This window comes from Lentimicrobium sp. S6, assembly GCF_013166635.1.
Taxonomy (GTDB): Bacteria; Bacteroidota; Bacteroidia; order Bacteroidales; family UBA12170; genus UBA12170.
The window spans coordinates 1-23,445 of the sequence record NZ_JABKBZ010000078.1; the positions used below are offsets into that span (position 1 = coordinate 1).

The following is a 23,445-nucleotide window of genomic DNA, read 5'->3' on the forward strand; positions in this document are numbered from 1 at the left end:
TGAACTAAAAAACATGTGCCAAATTGAACATTCTAGGCACAGAAGTTTTGAAAATTTTATCTCCAATATTATCGCCGCTCTTATCGCATATTCATTCTTTGCTAAAAAACCTTCTATAAAATATGATTTGGAGAAAGACGATCAATTAGCTCTGTTTTTATAATCGAACTCGGGTTAGTAGGTATAGGAGCCGATTTTAGAGGAAACCTTTGGGGAATAGATACCAATGATGATAAACTATATTCCATCGACCCTATAACAGGAACAGCCACTGCTATTGGAGAATCTGGATATAATTTCGATTATCTTCAAGGTTGTACTTATGATAAAACCAATGATATGATGTATCATGCTGCTTTTTGGGTGAGCCCGGGTATTTATGGTGGTTTATTTACTTATGATTTAGAAACAGGTGCTGGCATAGAGCTAGAACAATTTACTTATAACGATGAAGTAACGGTGATGTCTTTTCCATGGTCTTTACCTTCACATGGTAGCATTTCTGGCTTAGTAAGTGATGCCTCAAATGGAAATCCTGTGTCCGATGTAGAAATGAAATTAGAAGCAACGGATGGTAGTGATGGTTCTTACATTATCAAGTTCACTGAAACTGATGGCTTATATTCTTATGGAATGGTTTTACCTGGAACATATAAAATTACAGCTACCAGTTCTTCTTTTGCTGTTGCAGTTGAAAATGATATTGTGATAAATGATGGAGATGAATTAGAAATCAACTTTGAGCTCAGCACTGCTAGTAATTCTGCCAGTTTTACAGTGGTAAAAATGACTGACAATACACCTATGGAAAATGTGATGGTAGAATTTGCGGGACAAGAAGCCTCTACCAATGCAAGTGGAATGGTGAACTTTGAAAACATAGCAAGTGGCACCTATGAATATACAGCTAACTATACTGGATATTACGAAGGTTTTGGCGATTTGGAAATCACAGAAGGCTCTCATGAGCAAAACATTAGCCTATATGAGCTTAATAATGTCTCCGTTGACAAAGTAATTATTGAGGAATCTACAGGAACATGGTGTGGACCTTGTGGTTCCTTATCACCAACCATTGATGAAATATATGAAAGTGGTGCTCCAGTCAATATCATTGCTTATCATGCCAGCGACCCTTATGAAAATGAATATGCTAGTGCTAGAAATGGATATTATGGAGTAGTGGCTTATCCTACCCTTACCTATATGGGACAAGAAGCTACAGTTGGTGTTGTCGGCGAGACCGAAATACTTAACATCATTAACTCTTATTCAAGTCAAGAAACTCCCGTGGAAATCAGCCTAAACAATCTTCAAGTTGATATGATGGCAAACACCGTAAATGGAAGTGCAAACATTAAAAACTTTGGGCCGGTAAACTCTGATCATATGCGTTTACATTTGGTATTAGTAGAAAACCACATTCCCGAAGAATGGCAAGGAAACCCAGAGTTAAACTTTGTAGAAAGAACCATGTTCCCGGATGAAAATGGTACGGAACTCGACTTTACTGCTGTTGGCGAAAATGAATATGAATTCTATTTAACTTTAGATGATATCTTAGACTTTGAACACTGTACTATTATAGCCTTTGTGCAAGATAACTTAACTAAGAAGATTTATAATGGAACTTCTATAGATTGTAGTTTAATCACTGGCATTAACGATGTAGAATCTAATTCCATCCTTCTTCTTCCAAACCCAGCAACCGATGTAGTTTCCATAAAATCAGATGAAGCCATCAATTCTATAAAGGTTTATAATAATACTGGTCAATTAATGATAAGGAAAAGTGATTGCAATACCATGACCACTCCATTGAAGATTAATGAGCTAACTGATGGAGTCTATTTTATTAAAATAGCAACTGATAATAAAGAGTATACAGAAAAATTGATTAAAAGATAATTATAAGGATAGAGTTAATAAATTGATTTAGCATAGTAGGGATGGTTTTAATAAGCTATCCCTACTTTTTTGTCATCATTTTACTAAAAACCACCATCCTTATTATGAATTTTGCACTGTGAATTAGTTTATGATATCTTGACATTTCTTCAATCATTTCTGTCAAAAAAAAGACTATTTTCGAGAGCTAATAAGGCACTAGGGAATACGAAAATCAATTTAGGAATTCATTTCTGTTTCTAATATCGAAGTATTTTCAACTTGCAATGACGAAACGGATAAAACATGGATTTCAAAAATAAAACCATCTGGATAACGGGTGCTAGTTCAGGCATGGGCAAAGCAACAGCTATTGCTCTATCTAACAGAGGTTTAAAAATCATCATTTCAGACCGAGATCTAAAAGGATTAAAAGAAACTGCTCAAGAAATTGAAAATAATGGCAGTAAAGTTCGGATGCTTAGTTTAGACATGTCTGACCAAGAACAAATTCTCCAAAGTGCTCAACAGATTATTTCTGAAGGAGAAGTCATTCATGGTTTATATCAGTTCGCAGGAATAAGTCAACGATCATTAACCGTGGAAACACCCATTGAAAACGACCGGAAAATAATGGAAGTGAATTTTTTTGGTGTCATTACCTTGGCAAAAGCAATACTTCCACATATGATAAAAAATGGAGGAGGGCAAATGGCTGTAGCATCAAGTTTAGTCGGTAAATTTGGCTTTCCTTATCGCTCTGCCTATTCTGCTTCAAAACATGCTTTGCACGGCTTCTTCGAAAGTATTCTGGCTGAAAACTATGACAAAGGCATTCGAATATCGATGATAATGGGTGGAAGAATACAAACCAATATTTCCAAATTTGCACTCAACAAAGAAGGTAAAGAGCATGGGAAGATGGATGATGGTCAAGCCAATGGTATTAGCCCCGAAAAAGCAGCTAAACAAATTATAAAAGGGATTAGAAAAGAAAAATATGAGATTCCTGTTGGGGGAAAAGAGCTGAACATGCTTAAAATAAAAAGGTTTTTACCAGGTCTAGCTTTTAAACTAGCCCGAAGTATAAAACCGATGTAGACTTAGAATTTTAAACAAATAAACGACAATTAACACCTTGAAGAAATAGATTATATGTCAAAAAGAATCAACGGAATTCAACAGTTAGGAGTGGGAGTATTGAATGTTCAAGAGGGTTTCCGTTGGTATCGGGAAAAATTCGGAATGGATATTAAAATGTTTGAAGAAGCAGCTATTGCAGAACTTATGCTTCCTCATACCCAAAACAAAACCCGCGAGCGTCATGCCATCTTAGCACTCAATATGCAAGGTGGAGGGGGGTTCGAAATTTGGCAGCATACCGGCAAAAAGCCCAGTCCTCAAACTTTCGAAATTCAATTAGGCGATTTAGGGATTTGTGTGGGTAAACTAAAGTCATCAAACCTTGGAGAGACCTACCAGAAATATAAAGAACAAAACATAAAACTGATTACTGATATTTCTAAATCACCTACTGGCGCTCGCCATTTCTATATAAAAGATGACTATAATAATCTTTGGGAAATAGTAGAGGATTCACATTTATTTCAGAAAGATGGGAAAGTGAATGGTGGTATTTTCGGAGTTGTAATTGGTACCAAAAACATAGACGATAGCCTGAATGTATATCGCGATATTTTAAACTATACTGAGGTCATATTTGATGGTAATGGGTTATTTGAAGATTGGCAAGGGGTTCCTGGTTCAAAGAATTCATCCCGACGAATTATACTCGCACATCCCCAAAATCGTAATGGTAGTTTTTCTCCCCTTTTAGGGCCTTCACAAATAGAATTAGTTGAAGTAAAAGATAGAGAACCAAAGGGTGTTTTTGATGGCAGAATCTGGGGTGATCCAGGCTTTATTCATCTTTGCTTCGATATTAATGGCATGGATGAACTTCGTGAGGAGGTAAAGCAAAAAGGATTTCCTTTTACCGTTGATAGCGCGAAAGCCATGGATTCATTCGATATGGGTGAAGCCGCAGGAAATTTCTCTTATATACAAGCTCCCGAAGGAACTTTGATTGAATTTGTGGAAACACATAAGATACCGCTGATCAAAAAAATAGGCTGGTATTTGAACTTAAAAAAGAGAGGCGAAAAACCACTACCTAACTACATGTTCAAAGCCTTTAAATTCATGAGAGTAAAATCTTAAATTTATATCTTTGTGATACCAATTTTGAGATGATGTTAGCGTTAAATAATTTTAGAGTATTTAAGATTTATCAAGACGAAATATTTTTACATAGCCTTAGCTATGGTAAAATAAATGAAATTATAACCCTTATTTCATTTTAATATTGGTATGATGTTAGATTTCGAAGTTTCATGCGTCTAAAAAGGAAATGGAATAAATAAATCATGCTTCCTCAAAGAATACCATATCATCTTTCGCTAAGTATAATATTAGGCTTAACTCTGATATCCAATATTTTATTGGCTCAAAGAACCGAATTGGATTACTTTGAGGCTACTGAAAATCAAGATGAAGTATTACTTAAATGGGCCATCTCCAAAGGAAGCACCTGTAATGGAATTACGATAACTCACTCGTCCGACTCTCTTTACTTCTCGCCTATAGGACGAATAGAAGGTGTTTGCGGAGATGCAGATACTCCTCAACCCTATAGTTTTGTTGATTTGAATCCTCTAAAAAACCAAAAAAACTATTATAAGCTAGAACTCGGAACCAGCTCTTTTTCTGAAGTGATCTCTATCACATTGGTTAACAAAAATGAGGAGGGTTACCAAATAAGACCCCAACCTATTCATTCAGAAGCCAATATATATTTTGACAATCCCGATTTTAATACTGCCCAATTACATATTTATAATTTCAATGGCCAATTGATTTATCAAAGTCAAAGCAGAGAGAATTATTTTGAAATCAATAGTGCTCCATGGTCGTCAGGGCTTCTATTCTTTTCTATTTTATTAGATGATAAAGAAATAAAAGGCAAATTATTAATTGCTCATTAAAAGAGCTAATCGGATTTATACTATTTTTACTCCAGTATATAATCTCCGAAATCATGAACTGTATCCGCACATGCGCCCTACTCCTGTATACTCTTATCCTTCCTGTGATTTCCATAGCTCAAGTAAGAGAAGTGAAGGAATTAAAAACGAATTGGAAGTTTCAAAAAGGACCAGAAAAATCAGCCTATCAAATTGATTTCAATGATTCAGATTGGGAAACTGTTCAAGTTCCTCACGATTGGGCCATTTATGGTCCATTCGATAAGGAAATTGACAAACAAACGGTGGCCATCATACAAAATGGTGAGGAGAAAGCCTCAGAGAAAACAGGAAGAACAGGCGCATTACCCTATATAGGAGAAGCTTGGTATAGAACCCATTTTGATATTCCTAAGCTTCATAAAAACCAAAAAGTATTGCTCCTGTTTGAAGGCGCAATGAGCGAACCTAAAATCTTTTTAAATGGTGAAAAAGTAGGAGAATGGGGATATGGCTATAGTTATTTCTACTTCGATATTACTGATGAACTCCTTTCAAACCAAGAAAACACTTTAGCTGTTCATCTTCAAAACAGAGGCCTTTCTTCACGCTGGTATCCTGGTGCTGGACTTTATAGAAATGTTTCTCTTATTATCAAAAACCAAGAAAGCATAGAACAGTGGGGAAGCTTTATCACTACACCCAAAATAAGTTCCGAAAAAGCCTCCGTAAATATCAAAACCAAAACCCATGGGGAGAATAATAGCTTATTAACGACCATCTATAATTCCAAGGGAAAAGAAATAACTTCTATTGCTTCTAAAGGTTTAAACACTGAAGAATTTGAGCAAGAACTGTTTATCCCCACCCCACAACTTTGGAGTCCAGAGAATCCTTATCTATACACTGCTCATACTCAACTATTCAAGGAAGAACAATTATTAGACGAAATAAAAACGAAATTTGGCATTAGAGAAATAAAATATGAAGCCCATAAAGGCTTTAGTCTAAATGGTGAGGTAAGAAAATTCAAAGGCATTTGTTTGCATCATGATTTGGGTCCCTTGGGAGCAGCCATTAATAAATCGGCATTAAGGAGGCAATTACAAATATTGAAAGATATGGGTGTCAATGCCGTGAGGAGCTCTCATAATATGCCATCATTGGAACAATTAGAGCTTTGCGATGAAATGGGATTGATGTTTTTGGCAGAAAGCTTTGACGAGTGGGCAGTGGCTAAAGTAGACAGTGGATATCATAGATTCTTTGAGGAATATGCAGAAAAAGATATTGTGAACTTAGTGAGGGCCACCCGTAATCACCCTTGTATTGTCATGTGGAGCTCGGGCAATGAAGTGCCAGACCAATGGGGAAAAGAAGGAGTAAAAAGAGCCCAGTTTTTACAAGATGTATTTCACCGAGAAGACCCCACAAGACCTGTTACAGTTGGGATGGACCAAGTGAAAGCTACTATGGAATCAGGCTTTGGAGCACTATTAGATATTCCTGGACTAAACTATAGAGTCCATCTTTACGAGGAAGCTTATGAAACCTTTCCTCAAGGTTTTATTCTGGGTTCAGAAACGGCATCCACTGTAAGTTCTAGAGGAATCTATAAATTTCCAGTGGAGAAAGCCATGATGAAAAAGTATGATGATTCTCAATCCTCCTCCTACGATTTGGAATATTGTAGCTGGTCTAATTTACCCGATGATGATTTTGTATTACAAGACGATAAACCTTGGGTGATTGGAGAATTTGTGTGGACGGGTTTTGATTATCTGGGCGAACCCACACCCTACGATCAGGCATGGCCATCACGCTCCTCCTATTTCGGAATATGTGATTTAGCAGGACTCCCCAAAGACAGGTATTTCCTGTATAAAAGCCGCTGGAATACAGAGGAGGAAACCTTACATATTCTTCCACATTGGAATTGGGAAGGCAGAGAAGGCGAAACCACTCCTGTATTTGTTTATACCAGCTATGATAGCGCTGAGCTTTTTGTGAATGGAAAAAGCATGGGTATACAGAAAAAACATGAGCAAACACCTCAAAACCGCTACCGTCTGATGTGGATGGATGTAAAATACCAGCCAGGCACACTAAAAGTAATCGCTTTTAATGAAAATGGAGAGGAGGCTGCTGTAAAAGAAATTCACACTGCAGGTGCGGCCCAACAAATTCTTTTGGAGACTGATAGAAGCAGCTTAAGAGCCAATGGTGAAGACTTAGCTTTTGTCACCGTTTCGTTAGTTGACAAGCATGGGAATCCATGTCCCACAGCCACCAATGCACTTTCATTTACAGTACAAGGAAAAGGAAGTTTCAGAGCGGTTTGTAATGGAGATGCCACTTCTTTGGAGCTTTTCCATTTGCCAAACATGAAATTATTTAGTGGGAAATTGGTGGTTTTAGTTCAATCTAGTCATGAAGAAGGAGAAATGAAACTCATTGTAGAAGGAGAAGGATTGCAAAAGGCCTCCATTCGTTTAACAAGCACAAAAAAGCATTAACCAAGGCGTACATCTTCCTTTATTTTAAGATTTTAAGCTCACAAAAGGAAGGACGAATCCTTTCTTTTCCTATATTTGGAAAGCATAAACACAAGCCTTCATGAAACAAAGTATACTCCTTTTATTATTGATTTCTTTTATAACTATTGGTATTTCTAGACCTATAGAAAAAGCAGACAGTCTTATTCAAATCACCCAAAACAGCACCAATCCATTAGAGGTTTTAAAAGCCTATATGGCATGGGATGAATTGGTATATGCCAAATATCCAGACTCCTCTATTTATTTAAATAGCACAGTTGTGGAGATGGCAGAAAAATATCTTAAAAGCATTTCTGACAGTAATATAGTCATAGAGATAAAAAGAGAAATGGCTTCTGCTTTAAATAATTTGGGGAGCACCTATAATCAGCAAGGAAATTATACTGAAGCTTTGAATTTCCATTCTAGGAGTTTAGCCATTAAGAAAGAAATTGGGAATAAGCAAGGAATGGCAACTTCATTAAATAATATTGGCTATGTATACCTATTGCAAGTGAATACGGCAAAGGCATTAGATTATTTTCATCAAAGTTTAAAAATACGTGAAGAAATAGGCGACAAAAGAGGTGAGGCAGGTTCTTTGATTAATCTAGGGACCATGTATTATCACCAAGAAGAAATGGTGAAAGCTCTTGATTTTTACTTTAAGAGCATAGAAATACTAGAAGATATAGATGATCAGAGAAGGATTGCTTATGCTTATATCAATATCGGTCATATTCTAAGCACACAAAGAAAACCAGATGAAGCCATCGTGTATTTTAATAAATGCCTAAAAATCTATGAAAGCATTCAATATCCCATGGGGGTGGCAGATGTATATAATAATTTGGGAGGAATTAGCTTACAATTAAAGAAGCCCACCTTAGCCTTAAAACAGTTTGATGAGGCCTTGCATCTATATCGGCAAATCAATAGTAAAAAAGGTATAGCAAGCAGTCAGAATAATATGGCCAAAACCTATTTGCAATTGAATAATTACAAAATGGCCATAAAACTTGCCAAGCAATCACTAGCCATTGGAAAGGCATCAGATATTAATCTTGAAATTAAAAATGCGGCACAAACCCTCTATCAAGCCTATGAAGCCCAAGGAAATAATAGTCAGGCTTATGATATGTTCCAATTATATATCAGTACAAGAGATACCATACTCAGCGAAGAAAACCAGAAGCAAGCCATTAGACAAGAATTTAAATATGCCTACGAAAAGCAAGCCACCGCAGATAGCATACAAATGATGGAAGCCAAAAAAGTAACCGATGCTCAGATAGCTGCACAAAAAGCTGAAATAAAACAAGAACGTACTCAACGATTTGCGCTATATGGAGGTGTTTTTATGCTGATTCTTTTTGGAGGATTCATTTATAATAGACTCCGCATTACTCGTCAACAAAATATACTCATCGAACAAAAAAAGAAAGAAGTAGAAGAGAAAAATAAAGAAATACTCGATTCTATTAATTATGCCAAACGTATTCAAAAGGCCATCCTCCCGCCTGATCATATCGTTGACGAATATCTAAAAGATGCATTTATCCTCTATAAACCGAAAGATATAGTAGCTGGTGATTTCTATTGGATGGAAAAGAAAGATGATTTGATACTATTTGCCGCGGCAGATTGCACCGGTCATGGTGTTCCGGGGGCCATGGTTTCTGTGGTTTGTCATAATGGCTTAAATAGAGCGGTAAAGGAGTTTTCATTATCAAAGCCAGGGGAGGTTTTAGACAAAACCAGAGATATTATTGTTCAGGAGTTTGAGAAGTCAGACGAGGAAGTACAAGATGGAATGGATATTGCTTTATGCAGCTTAAAAGGAAATCAATTGCAATATGCAGGCGCTCATAATCCATTATGGATCATCAGAAATGGAGAAATCATAGAGACCAAAGCCACCAAACAACCTATCGGGAAATATGATAATCCCAAACCCTATCAAACCCATAGCTTTGAATTAGAAAAAGAAGATGTGCTTTACATTTTCAGTGATGGCTATGTAGACCAATTTGGAGGAGAGAAAGGCAAAAAACTTAAAGCCAAAGCATTCAAGAAGATGCTATTAGACATCCAAGGACTTTCTATGTCGGAACAAAAGATTCACCTTGACCAAGCCTTTGAAAGCTGGCGAGGAGACTTGGACCAAATTGATGATGTTTGTGTGATTGGGGTGAAGATTAACTAAACTACTATGGTCTGAATTACCATAAATTTTATTACGATTGAAATTCGTTCTAAAAATTACCAAATATGGCTGGAAGACAGAAGATAGAAGCCTGAAGTAAATTTACTTCTAGCTTCGGGCTCCCTGCTTCGAACCATAAAATTCGTAGAAGCTGAAACACTAAAGTACATAGTTTTAACAACTATAAAACCATATTACTTTATTACTATTTCAACAATAATAAAGTCTCATCACAATATTTAAAATGAGTACAAAACCACGGCTAGTGCGGATTTGCAATCCGTACGGTCAAAATTAGCTTTTTTGTTATTGTTTCTGCACAGAAAAAATTTACGCGCTAGCTTTTGATATTAAAACTATAACAATTTGAAAGGTTTGTCCTGAAAATATAAACTTTGAACTTCCAAACATTGAACATTCTATTTTATAGCTTTAGCAAAAGCCTTTTCTCCTCCAACAATAGGAATGGTGATACTTGTTCCATCTAGATCAATAGTAAGCTTAGTTCCTGGTTCAGGAAGCAGTGTAAAATCTCTATCGCTTGCAAAAATCATCAGACCAATTTGTTGTCCTGCAGGAATAATTTGATCATCGGGCTGCATTTCGAAAGTCATCTCGTAAAACTCACCCGGCTTTAAGGGCTCACTTTCTCTTAAGGATTTGTGATTTTGCAAATCTGCCCATCCTCTAGTGATGATATTATCGGTAATCTTAGCTCTTCTGCTCTTATTCCAAGGCAAAGAAACCAGATAGACAGAAAGGTTTACAGCAGGTTTATTACTTGCAGCTTTTATGGTGATGGTAGAGATTCCGGAAATATGAATATCCTCTTTAAGGATAGGGCTGACATATATTAAACGATGTTCTGTTTCTTCCGCTTGTGCCAATGCCTCTCCTGAAAATGAATAATTATCAGTTAAAGTCTCTTGACCTTGATTCTGCATTTTTGAAGTCATTAGGCTTCCTTGCTTAGGAGCTCCTTTCCCTAAATAAAAAGTCACTGGACTGGCCTCTGGATTAGGATAGTTTTCATAAGCTGTAGGTTCATCTTGCTTGTCGTTCTCACGCACTATCCATGCTTTGGCATCCTCTTCTACTCCATTTTCTACCCCATGTAGATAACGGGTAAACCAACGATTCATCATCGTCATTGGAGGAGGTCCACCATGTCCATTTTGGTGATAATATATCTGTGAAGGAATCCCCATCTTTTGAGCCTCCTCATAAATTCTATAGCTATGTTCTGGCATCACATTCCAATCGTTAAAACCATGAGACATCAATAAAGCGGCCTTCATAGGTTCCATATCATTTAGATAATCCCTACCAGCCCAAAAATCATTATAATCACCAGTCACTCTATCCATTCCCTCTTTCATCTCGCCATCACGAATCACCTTATTGCTATAAGCTCTTTTCGACTCGTCGCCACTGTGAATAAAGTCATAAAGCACATCGATATCCTCCCCTAAATAACCACCCGGAGATCGCACCAAACCATTGGAACGATAATAATGATAATAAGAAGTGTTTGGAGCTATGGGAATAATAGCTTCTAATCCTTCAACTCCAGTTGTGGCAGCAGCCAAAGGAATGGTACCATTATAAGAAGTACCTGTCATTCCCACTTTACCAGTTGACCAATAAGCTTCTACTTTTTCATCGCCTGTTCTAGTGGTAAAACCATCGGCTCTTCCACATAACCAATCAATAACGGCCTTAGGTGCTAAAGATTCATTATCACCACCAACAGTAGGAGAACCATCGGACAATCCAGTTCCAGGAGAAGAAGAATGAACGATAATATATCCTCGAGGTAGCCAGGTTTTAATATGCGATTTTGAAATGATAGGTCTTTTATTTCTACGTTTAATCTCAGGTGGATGAACGAGTTGAGGAGAAGGCTGATTGAGCTCCTGATGTACATTATAGAGATAGTCGGACGAGCCAGAACCCATTCCGTCAAAATAGGGACTAGAAATATAAATGACTGGAAGTTTCAAGCCTTCATATTCAGTTTGCCCCGGACGAGTCACATCCACATGCATACGATCTAGTTTCCCATCACCATCGGTATCGAACTCCGTTTCTACCCAAAGATCATGTCTAATCCATCGATCAGCATCCTCAAATTCCGGAACTATTTGCGCTTCGCCATCTTTAAAAATGGGACCCACTTTGTTTTCATCCTGCGCCATGATTGAGGAATGAAATAAGATGAAGAAAAGAAGTCCAAGACTTAAACAGAAACTGATTTTACTTTTTACCATGATTAATATTTTCGACTAAGATATAAAAAATATTAGGCTCAAGGACCAAGTTTAGAATCACTATAATTTTCAGCTCTATGGATATCATGATGCACAAAGTATTTCTTTTTATACTATCTTTATCAAGAAATAAAGAGAGATAACGTGAAACACCTTCTGAGAAAAAACCAATCATTTGCCATCTTCTTACTTTTCCTATTTATAACAAACATCCAGGCTCAAGAGCAGAGGATAATAGACTCTTTACATACTATAAATGCTACTGAAGACAGCCCTGAAAAATTAGTCGACAATTATAATCTAATCGCTTATTCTTATGGAAACATCAGTACAGATAGCTCCCTAAAATACAGCAGATTGGCAAGAGACTTGGCTCAAAGCAGACAATATAATCATGGCCTCGCCGTTTCCTATTCCTATATAGCCAGAGCAAGCATGCAGCATGGCTATTTATTAGATGCTATTACTAATTTCAAACTTTCTTTACCTATTTATTGGGAAGAAGAAGACTCTCTAAATATCTTGGATACCTACCGAGGTTTGAGCTATGTATATTCTTATGGGAAAAACCAAAAACAAAGCTTGATCTATAATTTAAAATCATTGGATATTGCACTTCCTTTGAAAGACTCAGTTAGCTTATCAACAATCTACAATAACCTAGGCGCTATATACATGCATCTTAGAAACTATGAAGCTTCTGTTTCTAACTTTCAAAAATCTATTGATATTATGCCTGAAAATGCTCCAATTACAGATGTAATTCCAACCTATTCAAACATAGCGGTAGTTCAAGTAGAACACAAAAGGTTTGAGGAAGCTAATAAAAACTTTAATTATGTGAAATCTCATCTTCATAAATTTCTCAGTTCTTATATGAAGGCATACTTATTCACCTCAATATCTACCTATTACACAGAAACAGAAAAGTTTGATTCTGCATTCATGTATCTTGACAGTGCCAAACAAATCATAGATACCAATCATTATATACAAATAGAATCAAGGTATTACCGTAGGCTTGGTGAGCTTTACCTAAAGCAAAACAAGTATAAAAAAAGCTTAGCGTATTTTGATAAATGCATTGCCTTATCAAAATCCATAGAAATGAATGAAGAGTTTTCAGCAATCTATAGAAAGAAATCAGAAGCTTATTCTAAAATTGGAGACCATACCAAAGCTTTTGAGTCTTTACAATTGGCCAATCAATCTCTGGATTCTTTAAATCATAATAATATTGCCAACCTGCTCAGTGAATACGAAATAGAGCAACAGATTAAAGATGAGTTGAAGCGAAAAAGGCTAGAAAAAGAGCTCTTAGAGCAGAAACTTGAAAACGAAAATATTAGAGCAAAAAGTAAGCTAAGGATGGCCATTGGCGGTATTATTTTGCTCATTTTAATCTTTGTGATTGGAATATTCTATTTCTTAAGGGTTAGAAAAAATAATGCCCTTTTAAAATCTCAGCACAAACTAATAGAGGAACAAAAATCTCAGTTAGAAGAAAACATTGAGAAGCTAGAACTCAATGAACAAAATCTAAAAGTTTTAAATGCCACTAAAGACAAATTTTTCTCCATTATTGCCCACGATCTCAAAAGTCCTTTTACTGCCATTATAGGCTTTACCGATGAACTCAAAAATAATTATAAAGAATATAGCGACCCGGAAAGAATGAATATGCTTCATATCATCGCCAACAATTCGCAGCTTACCTTTAAACTATTAGAAAACCTATTGGCCTGGGCCAATTCTCAAAGTGGTCATCTGAATTTAAATAAGAGAAAATTGGAATTGGAGCCATTGGTTAAGGAAAGCATCTCTGCCTATTTGGGAGCTGCTGCATTAAAAGAAATTGATGTTGAAACAAGTATTGAGGAGGCTGATATTTGGGGGGATAAGGAAACCATAAAGATTATCATCTCCAACTTATTTAATAATGCGACCAAGTATTGCCATCAAAAAGGGGAAATAAATATATACAGCAAGCTGAAGAAAGGCCATATCGAAATACACTTTAAAGATTCCGGCATTGGTATGAGTCAAGACATTATGGATGGTCTATTTAAAATGGAGAAAAACGTTCAACGCATGGGAACATCTGATGAAAAAGGAACGGGATTAGGCTTGATTTTATGCCAAGAATTTATCCATAAAAACAATGGCGATATTGGAGTAAAAAGTACTGAGGGAGAAGGTAGTGAGTTTTGTATTTCTTTGCCTTTGTATATGTCTTAAATGGTAGTCATCCCGAATAAACTACAATACCAACATTACTCCGAAATTAACATTATAATTTCATTTATTTCAGCTTTATCATCGTAAAAAACATCTGGTAAGATGGTATTTCAATCCAATCGCTTTTGCCATTTCACGCAAAGAAAACGCAAAGGGAAAACATACAAAGTCCGCAAAAGGGATTGTATATTAAAATTCGATATCATTTGCTTAGATGGAATTGTATTCCATCGCTCTATTAATATTATGGATTGCTATAATCTTCATTTTATACTTTTCAAAAAACGAAGGAGCTCTTCAAAAAAACTCAATATTGAACTTGGAAAGGTCGAAGCTGTCGGGCTGCGATTTGGAGTCGCGCCCCGACTGGCTGCCTCTTTTTTTATTGAACAATTAATTTCCCTCTATAAACCTCCCCGCCAATCTCCCCTTCATAAAAATAAACACCACTGGCAATGCCACTACATTCCCAAATGAGGTTGCCTTGGTTGGGTTCAATATTTAATGTTGCAATGACTTTGCCATAGATGTCTTTTATTTGGATTTGGCTTTGTTTATTGATGTTGGGCAGCTCAAAAGTAATTTGATTAGTGGCAGGGTTTGGATAAAGATACAAGGATTTCTTATTGATTTCGTCTATGCCAACACATGCTCGTACAACTATGTTTTTAGGTTCTGAATACTCCGATTCTCCACAACTACTGGTGCTTCTCACACTCAATGTTGCTTGTCCTTCATAATCTGTATTCCAATGGATAAGGACAGTATCGTTTTTATTGGTGAGCTCTCCTGCTTCTAGTGGTTCTAATAACCATACGGCCTCCTCATATTGTGGGTTGGTTATATGTGTGGTATAAATGGTTTTAGTATAGCTTAATGTACAAATGGTATCTTGGCCTATGGGCTGGCTTGGTATTGTGGGTGGGTTTTGGTTACAATCTAGGAGCGAGAAAAACCAGATATCTTCATTGGCATAAGGGTAGTGAAAATCGCATGTGATATCAAAATCATCATTTCCCTTAGTTGCTGAAGCAGAAATAATAAAATGACCTTCATCTATTTTTAACACTCCTCCTGGTATTTGATCTCCCCAGGCTCCAATACACTTTTGATACTGAATTTCACCTAAACTATCTATTACTACATACCAAATATCATACCAACAATAGTTAGCTTGGCCACAGTGATTACCTGAAACATCACCATTGTATGATTTTGTACTACCGAGGAAAGTATAATTTCCATTTTCTTCATTTTTGAATAAAGCATAAGGGTTATCATGATCTCCTCCGCCGTAGGTTTTGGAATTGGTTATATTACCCAGTTTATCTATTTGAAAAAACCAAATATCTGATTTATAAAAATTATAGCCCACATCACCATCATTACTATTACTTGTAGCTAATATGGTATAACCATTATCCTCTTCAATAAGTTCTCTACCATTATCAAAATCAGACCCTCCATAGCAATTTTCCCACTCGATTTCTCTCTCCGAATTTAGCTTAATCATCCAAATATCATTATAATATGTATCTCCAGCATTATTATGGTCACATATACAACCTCCGTTTAAGCCCCTGCACGAACCTAATATTAAATAACCTCCATCGGATGTTTGCAAAAGATCAAAACCATAATTAGGTCCATTTCCACCAAATACATCACTCCAAAGTAATTCGCCCTCGCTACTTACTTTGTAAAACCAAATATAACTTGAACCATCGGGATTTTCGTAGTTTAAATCTCCATCGCTTGAAGAAGTTCTTGAAAGCACCAATATATCTCCTTCTGGCGTTAATTGAATATTTGCCAATCTCTCAATATTACTACCTCCAAAAGTCTTTTCCCAAATTATCTCACCATCAGTATTGAGTTTAACTAACCAATGATCACCATACCCCTGGTTTCCTGATTCAACATCTCCATCAGTTGAATATGAACGACCAATGAAGTAACAAGTGCTATCATTACTCTTTATTAATGCATCAAGCCGGTCAGAATCACTACCGCCAAATGTTTTTTCCCAAATTAAATTCCCATAAAGATCTGTTTTTATTACCCAGATATCATCAGGACCATGATTTCCTCCTGCAACATCACCATCATCTGAACCAGTTGTACCGCCAATTAAATATCCAGCACTAATTTTTATTATTGAATTACTATAATTTCCAGTAATATCATTTTCAGTTCCTCCAAAACAGTTTTGCCATTGGATTTCAACTTCTTGAGCATAAATGGAATTAAATGAGAGTAGAGTCAAAATTATTATTAGTTTTCTCATGGTTCTTTCATGTTTTATTTGATAATTAGTTTCCCTCGATAAACCTCCCCACCAATCTCACCCTCATAAAAATAAACACCACTGGCAAAAGCACCGCATTCCCAAATAAGCTGGCTTTGGTTGGGTTTTATATTTAATGTGGCGATGAGCTTGCCGTAGATATCTTTGATTTGGACTTGGCTTTGTTTTTTGATGTTTGGTAGCTCAAAGGTGATTTGATTGGTAGCTGGATTGGGATAGAGAAATAAGGATTTCTTATTGATTTCTCCTAAACCTAGGCAAATTTCTACTTCAATTAATTTGGCTTGTGTATAAGCTGATTCTCCGCAGTTACTAATGCTTCTAACACTCAATGCTGCTTGTCCTTCGAATGTGCTATTCCATTCAATAATAACAGAATCTTGCAAATTAGTTAGTGCTCCTGCTTCTGCGGGTTCTAATAACCATTGAGCCTCCTCGTATTGGGGGTTTATTATTTGTGTGGTATATGTATATTGACTCGAATTATTGCTACAAACAGAATCTTCTCCTTCTATTTCTGAGGGTGTATCTGGTTGAAAAAACTCACAATCTACGGCCTCAAAAAACCAGATATCATAGGATTCTGATTCATAACCTCCCCAAACCTCTCCATCTGTTGGAGCTTCAGGGTTATCGGGGTCTGCTTGCCTTGAAAAGCCAGTTCCTGCTATAAGATAATGAGAATCTGATTTTTTTATCACAGCTCTGGAAAGTCTTGTTTGACTTGCATTCCCGAAACATCTTTGATCTAATAGCTCTCCTTCGGAACTCAGCTTAAGCATCCAGATATCAGAATTAATATTGTGCGGATATAATAAAGTATGGTGTTTACCTACCACATCTCCATTATTAGGTGAGTTTGTGGTTCCAAAAACGGTAAAGCTCCCATCTTCATTTGCAAATACCTTACTACTATGTTCCCATTCATCTCCACCTAAAGCTATATCCCAAAGTATATTGCCCATACTGTCAATTCTTACTACCCAAATATCATCCTGATCGGGAACATCCGGAAAATCAAATCCATGTACATCGCCATCAGATGATTTGGTGGAGCCATTGAGAATGTACCCTCCATCATCCAGTTGAGCAAGACCATATCCTCCTGCATCAAAATTACTTCCACCTATAAGTTTTTGCCATTCAATATTTAATTGGGCATCTAATTTCAAAAGCCATACATCGTGCCAACCTCTTGGTTCTGAATTCACAACACCGTCGTTTGCACCGGCACGTGCTGCTGTAAAAAAGCCTCCATCATCTGTTTGTATCAGACTGAAAATATTATCAGATTGCGAACTTCCAAAAACACGACTTTTTACAATTTCACCTTGGGGTGTTATCTCCCAAATCCAAATATCTAAATAACCATAATTAATATTTACATCATTATCTGATGAAAATGTTGGTCCATAAGCCAAAATATTCCCATTTTCAAGATATAATAAATAGGCTCCATAATCTGTCATGCTGCCGCCATAGGTTTGTTCCCAAACAACCTGACCAGAAGTATCTATTTTAACTACCCAAAAATCATGACCTCCCATATTTCCTGATTGTATATCTCCATCGTCAGAATATGTGCCTGCACCCAAATAAATCATTCCTAAATCATCTGATGCAATTGACGCAGGGGTTTCATCCAATGATCCACCGTAGTTTTTCTGCCAAATATATTCACCATCAATATTAGTTTTTGTTACTAATAAATCATTGTGATGTTCATCGTACCCAGGGCCAGTTATCATTCTTGTTCTGCTTAAAATATAAATGGCATCTTGTGTTTCAACAATATCTTGAACTACATCTTCTTCAGATGTACCATAAATAGATTGCCAAATAATATCTCTAGGTAATTGAGAATAAATAAAATATGGAAAGATTGAACATAGTAATAAGAGGACTAATGATTTCATAATTATGTTGTTAAAAAAGAATGCGCTTATAATATAAGCACATTCTTTAAGATTAATTATTGAATAATTAATGTTTCACTTAGTTGATAATCTCCTGCTTGGATTTTAATAAGATAAGTTCCATTCGGATGATTTCTAATATCAAAAGTAATTTGTCCTTGAACTCCATCAATATTTTCAGTATGTAGAGTTTTACCTTCAACATTTATCAGTTGTAGCATAGCTTTTTCTATCCCAATAGGTAATGTATAGTCTATTGATGTATAAATAGTTGCTGGGTTTGGTTTTATATCCATACTTAAACCCATGGCCTTTGCAAAATCATCTTGTGAATAATAAAATGATGATGTGCTAGCTTTATTTTGATTAATAGGGCTAATACAATCACAGTAGTTATCGCCATAAACAAAGCTTAATATATTCTGGGCGCCATATTTAGCTTCGCCATTACTATTTTCAGCTAAGTCTATCAATTGAGATTTTTCAGTACTATTTAGCATAAAAACATTTCTATCCTGTTGTTTTAATGCTACTTGCAAATTAAGTAGCTCCTTATAATCATTAAACTCCTGTAGTTTTTCACCTTGTAGGTTATACAAATTCGGAATTAGATTTAATAGGTTATTAGCTGCGGTATAATTATCTTCATAAAGGTATGTTCCAACAATTTGCTTATCTGCTTCAATATTTCCCATATTTCCCAACCAATTTCTCAGTTCCACAATATTTAATTCCTCTTCGTTTTTAATGGAGCGAATTATTGTTTGAGCTGCTTTAGTTTTATTCACAAAAGATTTGGTTTTTTGACCAATTAAGGCAGTTTTAGCACTTACACCTGTTGACATTTGTTTTAATACATTAATCATATAATCAGGCAAGGGTTGCTCTTTATTCTCAAGGTGTTCCATTAAATCTGTTTTACGTAATTCATCGGGGTTGGCTGAAAGGATCTCAAATAATACAGACTCCGGTAAAACATCCGTTTTATCGGTAGCTTCGATTAATACTTCTTTTGATAGATAAGGCGACATTCCTAATAAATTAGCACGCAATTCCCAAGTATCGGTGGCTTGTGCAGAAGCTATACTTAAACTGGTTGTTTCCGTACTACCACCATCTTTTAATTCTTCTAGAAGAATATTTACGGCTTCATAATCCTGATAATTACTATAGAAATCTTGTTCCACTTCTAATTTCTCAATATCAGTTAATATCAACTTGGTTTCTAAACCGGTTCCTCCACCACTTCCAAAATTAGATAAGCATTCATTTTCATTAGTCACTTCAATGGGAGTAACATAATTAGAATAATACTCTAATTCTTCATAAGGTTCATCAACCCAATAATAGTTTACTTCTTGTGTAAAGTTATTTTGAATTTGAGGGTTGGTAATTGAAAACTTGTTACCCGCCGCTTCTTGAAGGCTTCCAACATGTCCGGTAATCATAGAGTTCTCAGCAATAAAAATATCAATAGTATTGTTTGTGTTTTCATTACAAAGATATGTTACACCATGTTCATCAACTAAATGATTTAACCTATTCCATAATTCTGCTTGGTTTCCAGCAGTAAGGCCATTAAATATATTTTTATAAATGTCATCAGATTCAGAAGGACATTCATAAACCAAAACACCAACCACATCACCACCAGTGGTTCCTTGCATCTTACTAAAAGTATTTTCTTCAATATCGAAACCAAAGCTTTGGTTCATTTGGATACCTCTGGCACTGAAATAAGAACATTTTTGTTTTTCAAAATTGTCTATTCCATTATTGCCAATTTCAAACTCATTATTGATAATGGTAGCGGCATTTTCAACAGTGGTCATAAAAATACCATAATGATTGTTCTCAAAATAAGAATCTTCAATTGTTATTGCATACGGATCTGGTGAACCAACTGTATTTCCAGACTCAATGGCTTTTTCAAATTTGGTAAAAGTGTTGGTTTCCCAACCGCTTACGCATTCGCCATTTGGTCCAGTAACTCCCGTACATTTACCTTTGAACTTATAACCAGCATCTAGAGTATAAATGGCTTTACTCTCAGGGAAAGCAGAAGTATTGATAAAATCACATGCTGTAAAGCTTACCCCTCTAACTTGCCACATAGTTACGAAAGCTAGGAATGGGTTGTCCATGATATAATCAGAATTATTTTCGAAAGTACATTGGCTAAATCCAGAACTATAGTCCCACTCTAAACCAAATTTCATGTTTTTATAGTCCATAAAAACGACTGCTCTATGATTATTTAAAAAATTAGAGTTAATGGCTGAAATCATACCTCCTGAAGTGCTATAATAGTCAGGTCGCCATAGTTGAACAGCTTCGTTGGCATGTTCTATGGTGGTATTATTAAGAACTAGTTTTCCTTGGTTTGCTTCAGTTTGGGAAAGGCCTTTGTTTCCCCAGACTTCTATGCCTTGCCATTTGGCATCTGCATCCCAGCATTCATAATTAGTAAGTATACAATTATTTAATACTAATTTTGAACCAGGTTTAATAATAACTTTAGCCATAAAGTCCTGGTCAAACTCCATTGTAAGGTTATTTATGGTAAGTGTTTTATTATCTTTTAATATAAACCCATGCTTAAAAAGAATTTTTCCATCAATGATAAAACCCTCCTCTGGATCATTATCATTCAAATCCCAAATCATATCTTCTAAGCCATAGATTTCTGTGGGGGCATCATTCCCAATTTCTAACATATTTTCAGAGAAATCGTACATATCGCCTTTAAGTATTACAAATTGCTCTTCTATTCCATCTTCACATTCACTTTGGTCGGTGAGTTTGTATCTATAATTACCCCACATTAAATTGGAGGCTTCGAAACAATCAAGTTCACTATTAAATACGAATAGGTTGCTAATATCCTGCCAATTATAACCAGCTATTTCTGGATCATCATAATAGGCTACTAAGCTATATTCAGGTATTCCACCAGAAACACATATGGTGGCACTACCTGACTCTAAATCACATATATCAGGACTAGTACTAATGCTTGTATTTAGCATTTGGAGATCGTTTTCGGGGAGGGTATAGTATTTTATATTGCCTATTTCTGTAAAGGCATTATGAAAATAATTATTTGTAGTTGGATCATAATCAAAAACATTAGCACTAAACAATCCAGTGTTTCTATTTATGACACCTAAGTTATGTCCATTATCTGCAACGGCATAGATATTCCCATCAGGTGCTGTTTGAAGATAGGTATGTCCAAAGTTACTTGTTCCTGAGACTACTATATAAGAACCGTCTGTATAATTTAGCTTAATAATTCCTTCATCTTCACAACTAAGGTAGAGAAATTGTTTTTCATTTTCGAATGGAGAAAATTCTATACCTCCTATTGCGCCAACTTCTAAATCTATGGCGTATTCTTCATCATCTTCTTCTGAATTATAAATAAGTATTTTTGAATTATTCCCTGGATTTGGTGTTGTGATCCATGCAAATATCGGAGCTTCAAATTCATTTTTATCTTGCATTTCAAGATTATATCCTCGAAAATCACTGTTTTCAAATACATCAGATTCAAGATTTTCTAATAATGTTTCTTCATGTTCAATACCATCTTCATCAATAATAAATTTTTGGAGTCCAAATTTACTATCAATGGAGTTGTCAGTCCAATCTCCTACCACGACATATAAATATTTTTGACCTAGATCGGAATCAAAATTTGAAATAATAAACCCAACTCCTTTGCTGTCTTCTAGATAATCACCAGTACTGGAGAGATCTAATGGTGTTCTTGTGAAGTTTATATCCCCATTCTCAATTTTTACATCAACCACATGAAACAAAGTATGTTCATTTGCAGATCCTCCTCCATATTCTTGAGAATAGAACATTTTATAATCTAGATCTTCATCTATACTCCTAATAATTTGAAAATCACTATGAATTAAACGGGTTACACTTCCGTTTGTTTCCCATTCACCTGATTCATCACCAAAAAAATAATGTTTCCCCATGACATAAAAATCCTGCTCAATAGTACACATATATGCACCTCCTGTAAATTCAGCAAAGTCGTTCGAACCAGGACCTGTTATTATTCCATTATCAAGTTGGATTGATGAGCTAATTCCACTTTTTGTAAAATATAATTGATGATTTTGGTAATGATAAGCATTATTTGAGTAATCATATTCATTTATACTTGATAATACCCAACTTCCTATTGGGTTTTCTTGTGCCATTGCTTCCATATTTATCATTACAGATAATATGAAAACAAAGAAAATATATTTATATTTCATTTTATATTAATTTTGCATTGAATAATTTTTTGAATTCGATCGAGAGATGAGCATCGCTAAATGCTTTCGGGTCATGACAGGGTGAGATTTGTCATGACCCACCTCGGGTCGAATTTATTCTTTCCTAAATAGAATATACGGTAAGCGATATTCTTTCCATGAAACAATACTATTTTTAGTGTACCTATACAGGGGGGGGGGTATAGCAATAATTGCTATCATTTGATATTATTCTTGCTGGAATGAAGCCTAATATTTGGTAAAGAAAAATCATATTTTCGAGATAAAATTTTGCCTTCCAAATGTATAAATTTATTAGCTGCGATAACAGTAATTAAGGTTCTTTTTTGTAAAAATGATGCTTAAATATTTTATCTATTTGTTTATCAGCCATATAGATTTTTTTATTTAGAATATTTCTAATATGATGAAATAATAATAGCGCTATCAGATTCTCTTTTTATGATTAAATGCTAAACCTGCTTCGGCAGGAAGGTCATCAGAGCTGGAGATAGGGAAGCTGATGAGCTGGGATGTGTTTCTAACTATAAATACTCTAGGCACTTTAAGCACTTATTTGTCATTCCACACAAAGAAAAAGGAATCACTGACACTCCGGTCAGGATAAACGCGAATAACAAGGATTTGCCGGGTCAAGTCAAAATTCTGGGGGAATTGATTTTGTATTCATCAATAATTATCACAGTTTAGACTGTTTGTTCTGCATTTGTGTTGATGTTTTGAAAGACAAATCTAATGTGTCTTCATACTTTTTTG

Annotated in this window: 11 protein-coding genes and 1 pseudogene; 8 read left to right on the forward strand and 4 right to left on the reverse strand. The window is 35.6% G+C overall.

The window, feature by feature from the left end; translation table 11 throughout:
* The 7 genes and pseudogenes from HNS40_RS23280 to HNS40_RS18775 all read left to right on the forward strand — a co-directional run.
* Positions 1-163 (forward strand): annotated as a pseudogene (locus HNS40_RS23280) (IS982 family transposase); the annotation flags it as partial.
* 176 nt (positions 164-339) lie between these two features.
* Positions 340-1,908 (forward strand): carboxypeptidase regulatory-like domain-containing protein, encoded by a 1,569-nt coding sequence (locus tag HNS40_RS18750; RefSeq protein WP_172283726.1) that lies wholly within the window; start codon positions 340-342, stop codon positions 1,906-1,908.
* A gap of 285 nt (positions 1,909-2,193) precedes the next feature.
* Positions 2,194-2,988 (forward strand): SDR family NAD(P)-dependent oxidoreductase, encoded by a 795-nt coding sequence (locus HNS40_RS18755; RefSeq protein WP_172283728.1) that lies wholly within the window; start codon positions 2,194-2,196, stop codon positions 2,986-2,988.
* Between the two features lie 54 nt (positions 2,989-3,042).
* Positions 3,043-4,107, forward strand: coding sequence for a VOC family protein (locus tag HNS40_RS18760; RefSeq protein ID WP_172283730.1), 1,065 nt, complete (start codon positions 3,043-3,045; stop codon positions 4,105-4,107).
* A gap of 206 nt (positions 4,108-4,313) precedes the next feature.
* Entirely contained in the window at positions 4,314-4,931 is a 618-nt protein-coding gene (locus HNS40_RS18765; protein ID WP_172283732.1) for a T9SS type A sorting domain-containing protein, read from the forward strand.
* A gap of 53 nt (positions 4,932-4,984) precedes the next feature.
* Positions 4,985-7,426 carry a glycoside hydrolase family 2 TIM barrel-domain containing protein gene (locus HNS40_RS18770; protein WP_172283734.1) on the forward strand — a complete coding sequence of 814 codons (2,442 nt, stop codon included), beginning with the start codon at positions 4,985-4,987 and terminating at the stop codon, positions 7,424-7,426.
* A 100-nt stretch (positions 7,427-7,526) separates the two neighbouring features.
* The gene (locus tag HNS40_RS18775) at positions 7,527-9,653 is read left to right on the forward strand and encodes a tetratricopeptide repeat protein (RefSeq protein ID WP_172283736.1); all 2,127 of its coding nucleotides are present in this window, start codon (positions 7,527-7,529) and stop codon (positions 9,651-9,653) included.
* Between the two features lie 419 nt (positions 9,654-10,072).
* On the opposite strand, the gene HNS40_RS18780 is transcribed toward HNS40_RS18775, so the two are convergent.
* Positions 10,073-11,923, reverse strand: a complete 1,851-nt coding sequence (locus tag HNS40_RS18780) for a Xaa-Pro dipeptidyl-peptidase (RefSeq protein WP_172283738.1) — start codon at positions 11,921-11,923, stop codon at positions 10,073-10,075.
* 144 nt (positions 11,924-12,067) lie between these two features.
* On the opposite strand from HNS40_RS18780, the gene HNS40_RS18785 reads away from it, so the two are divergent.
* Positions 12,068-14,161: a tetratricopeptide repeat-containing sensor histidine kinase gene (locus tag HNS40_RS18785; RefSeq protein ID WP_172283740.1), complete on the forward strand. Its 2,094-nt coding sequence runs from the start codon at positions 12,068-12,070 to the stop codon at positions 14,159-14,161.
* A 382-nt stretch (positions 14,162-14,543) separates the two neighbouring features.
* Here HNS40_RS18785 and HNS40_RS18790 read toward each other — a convergent pair whose 3' ends face one another.
* The 3 genes from HNS40_RS18790 to HNS40_RS18800 are packed head-to-tail and all read right to left on the reverse strand — an operon-like array spanning position 14,544 to position 22,668.
* Positions 14,544-16,448 (reverse strand): T9SS type A sorting domain-containing protein, encoded by a 1,905-nt coding sequence (locus HNS40_RS18790; RefSeq protein ID WP_172283742.1) that lies wholly within the window; start codon positions 16,446-16,448, stop codon positions 14,544-14,546.
* A gap of 14 nt (positions 16,449-16,462) precedes the next feature.
* Positions 16,463-18,385 carry a T9SS type A sorting domain-containing protein gene (locus HNS40_RS18795; protein ID WP_172283744.1) on the reverse strand — a complete coding sequence of 641 codons (1,923 nt, stop codon included), beginning with the start codon at positions 18,383-18,385 and terminating at the stop codon, positions 16,463-16,465.
* 56 nt (positions 18,386-18,441) lie between these two features.
* Entirely contained in the window at positions 18,442-22,668 is a 4,227-nt protein-coding gene (locus tag HNS40_RS18800; RefSeq protein ID WP_172283746.1) for a T9SS type A sorting domain-containing protein, read from the reverse strand.
* Positions 22,669-23,445: the final 777 nt, after the last annotated feature.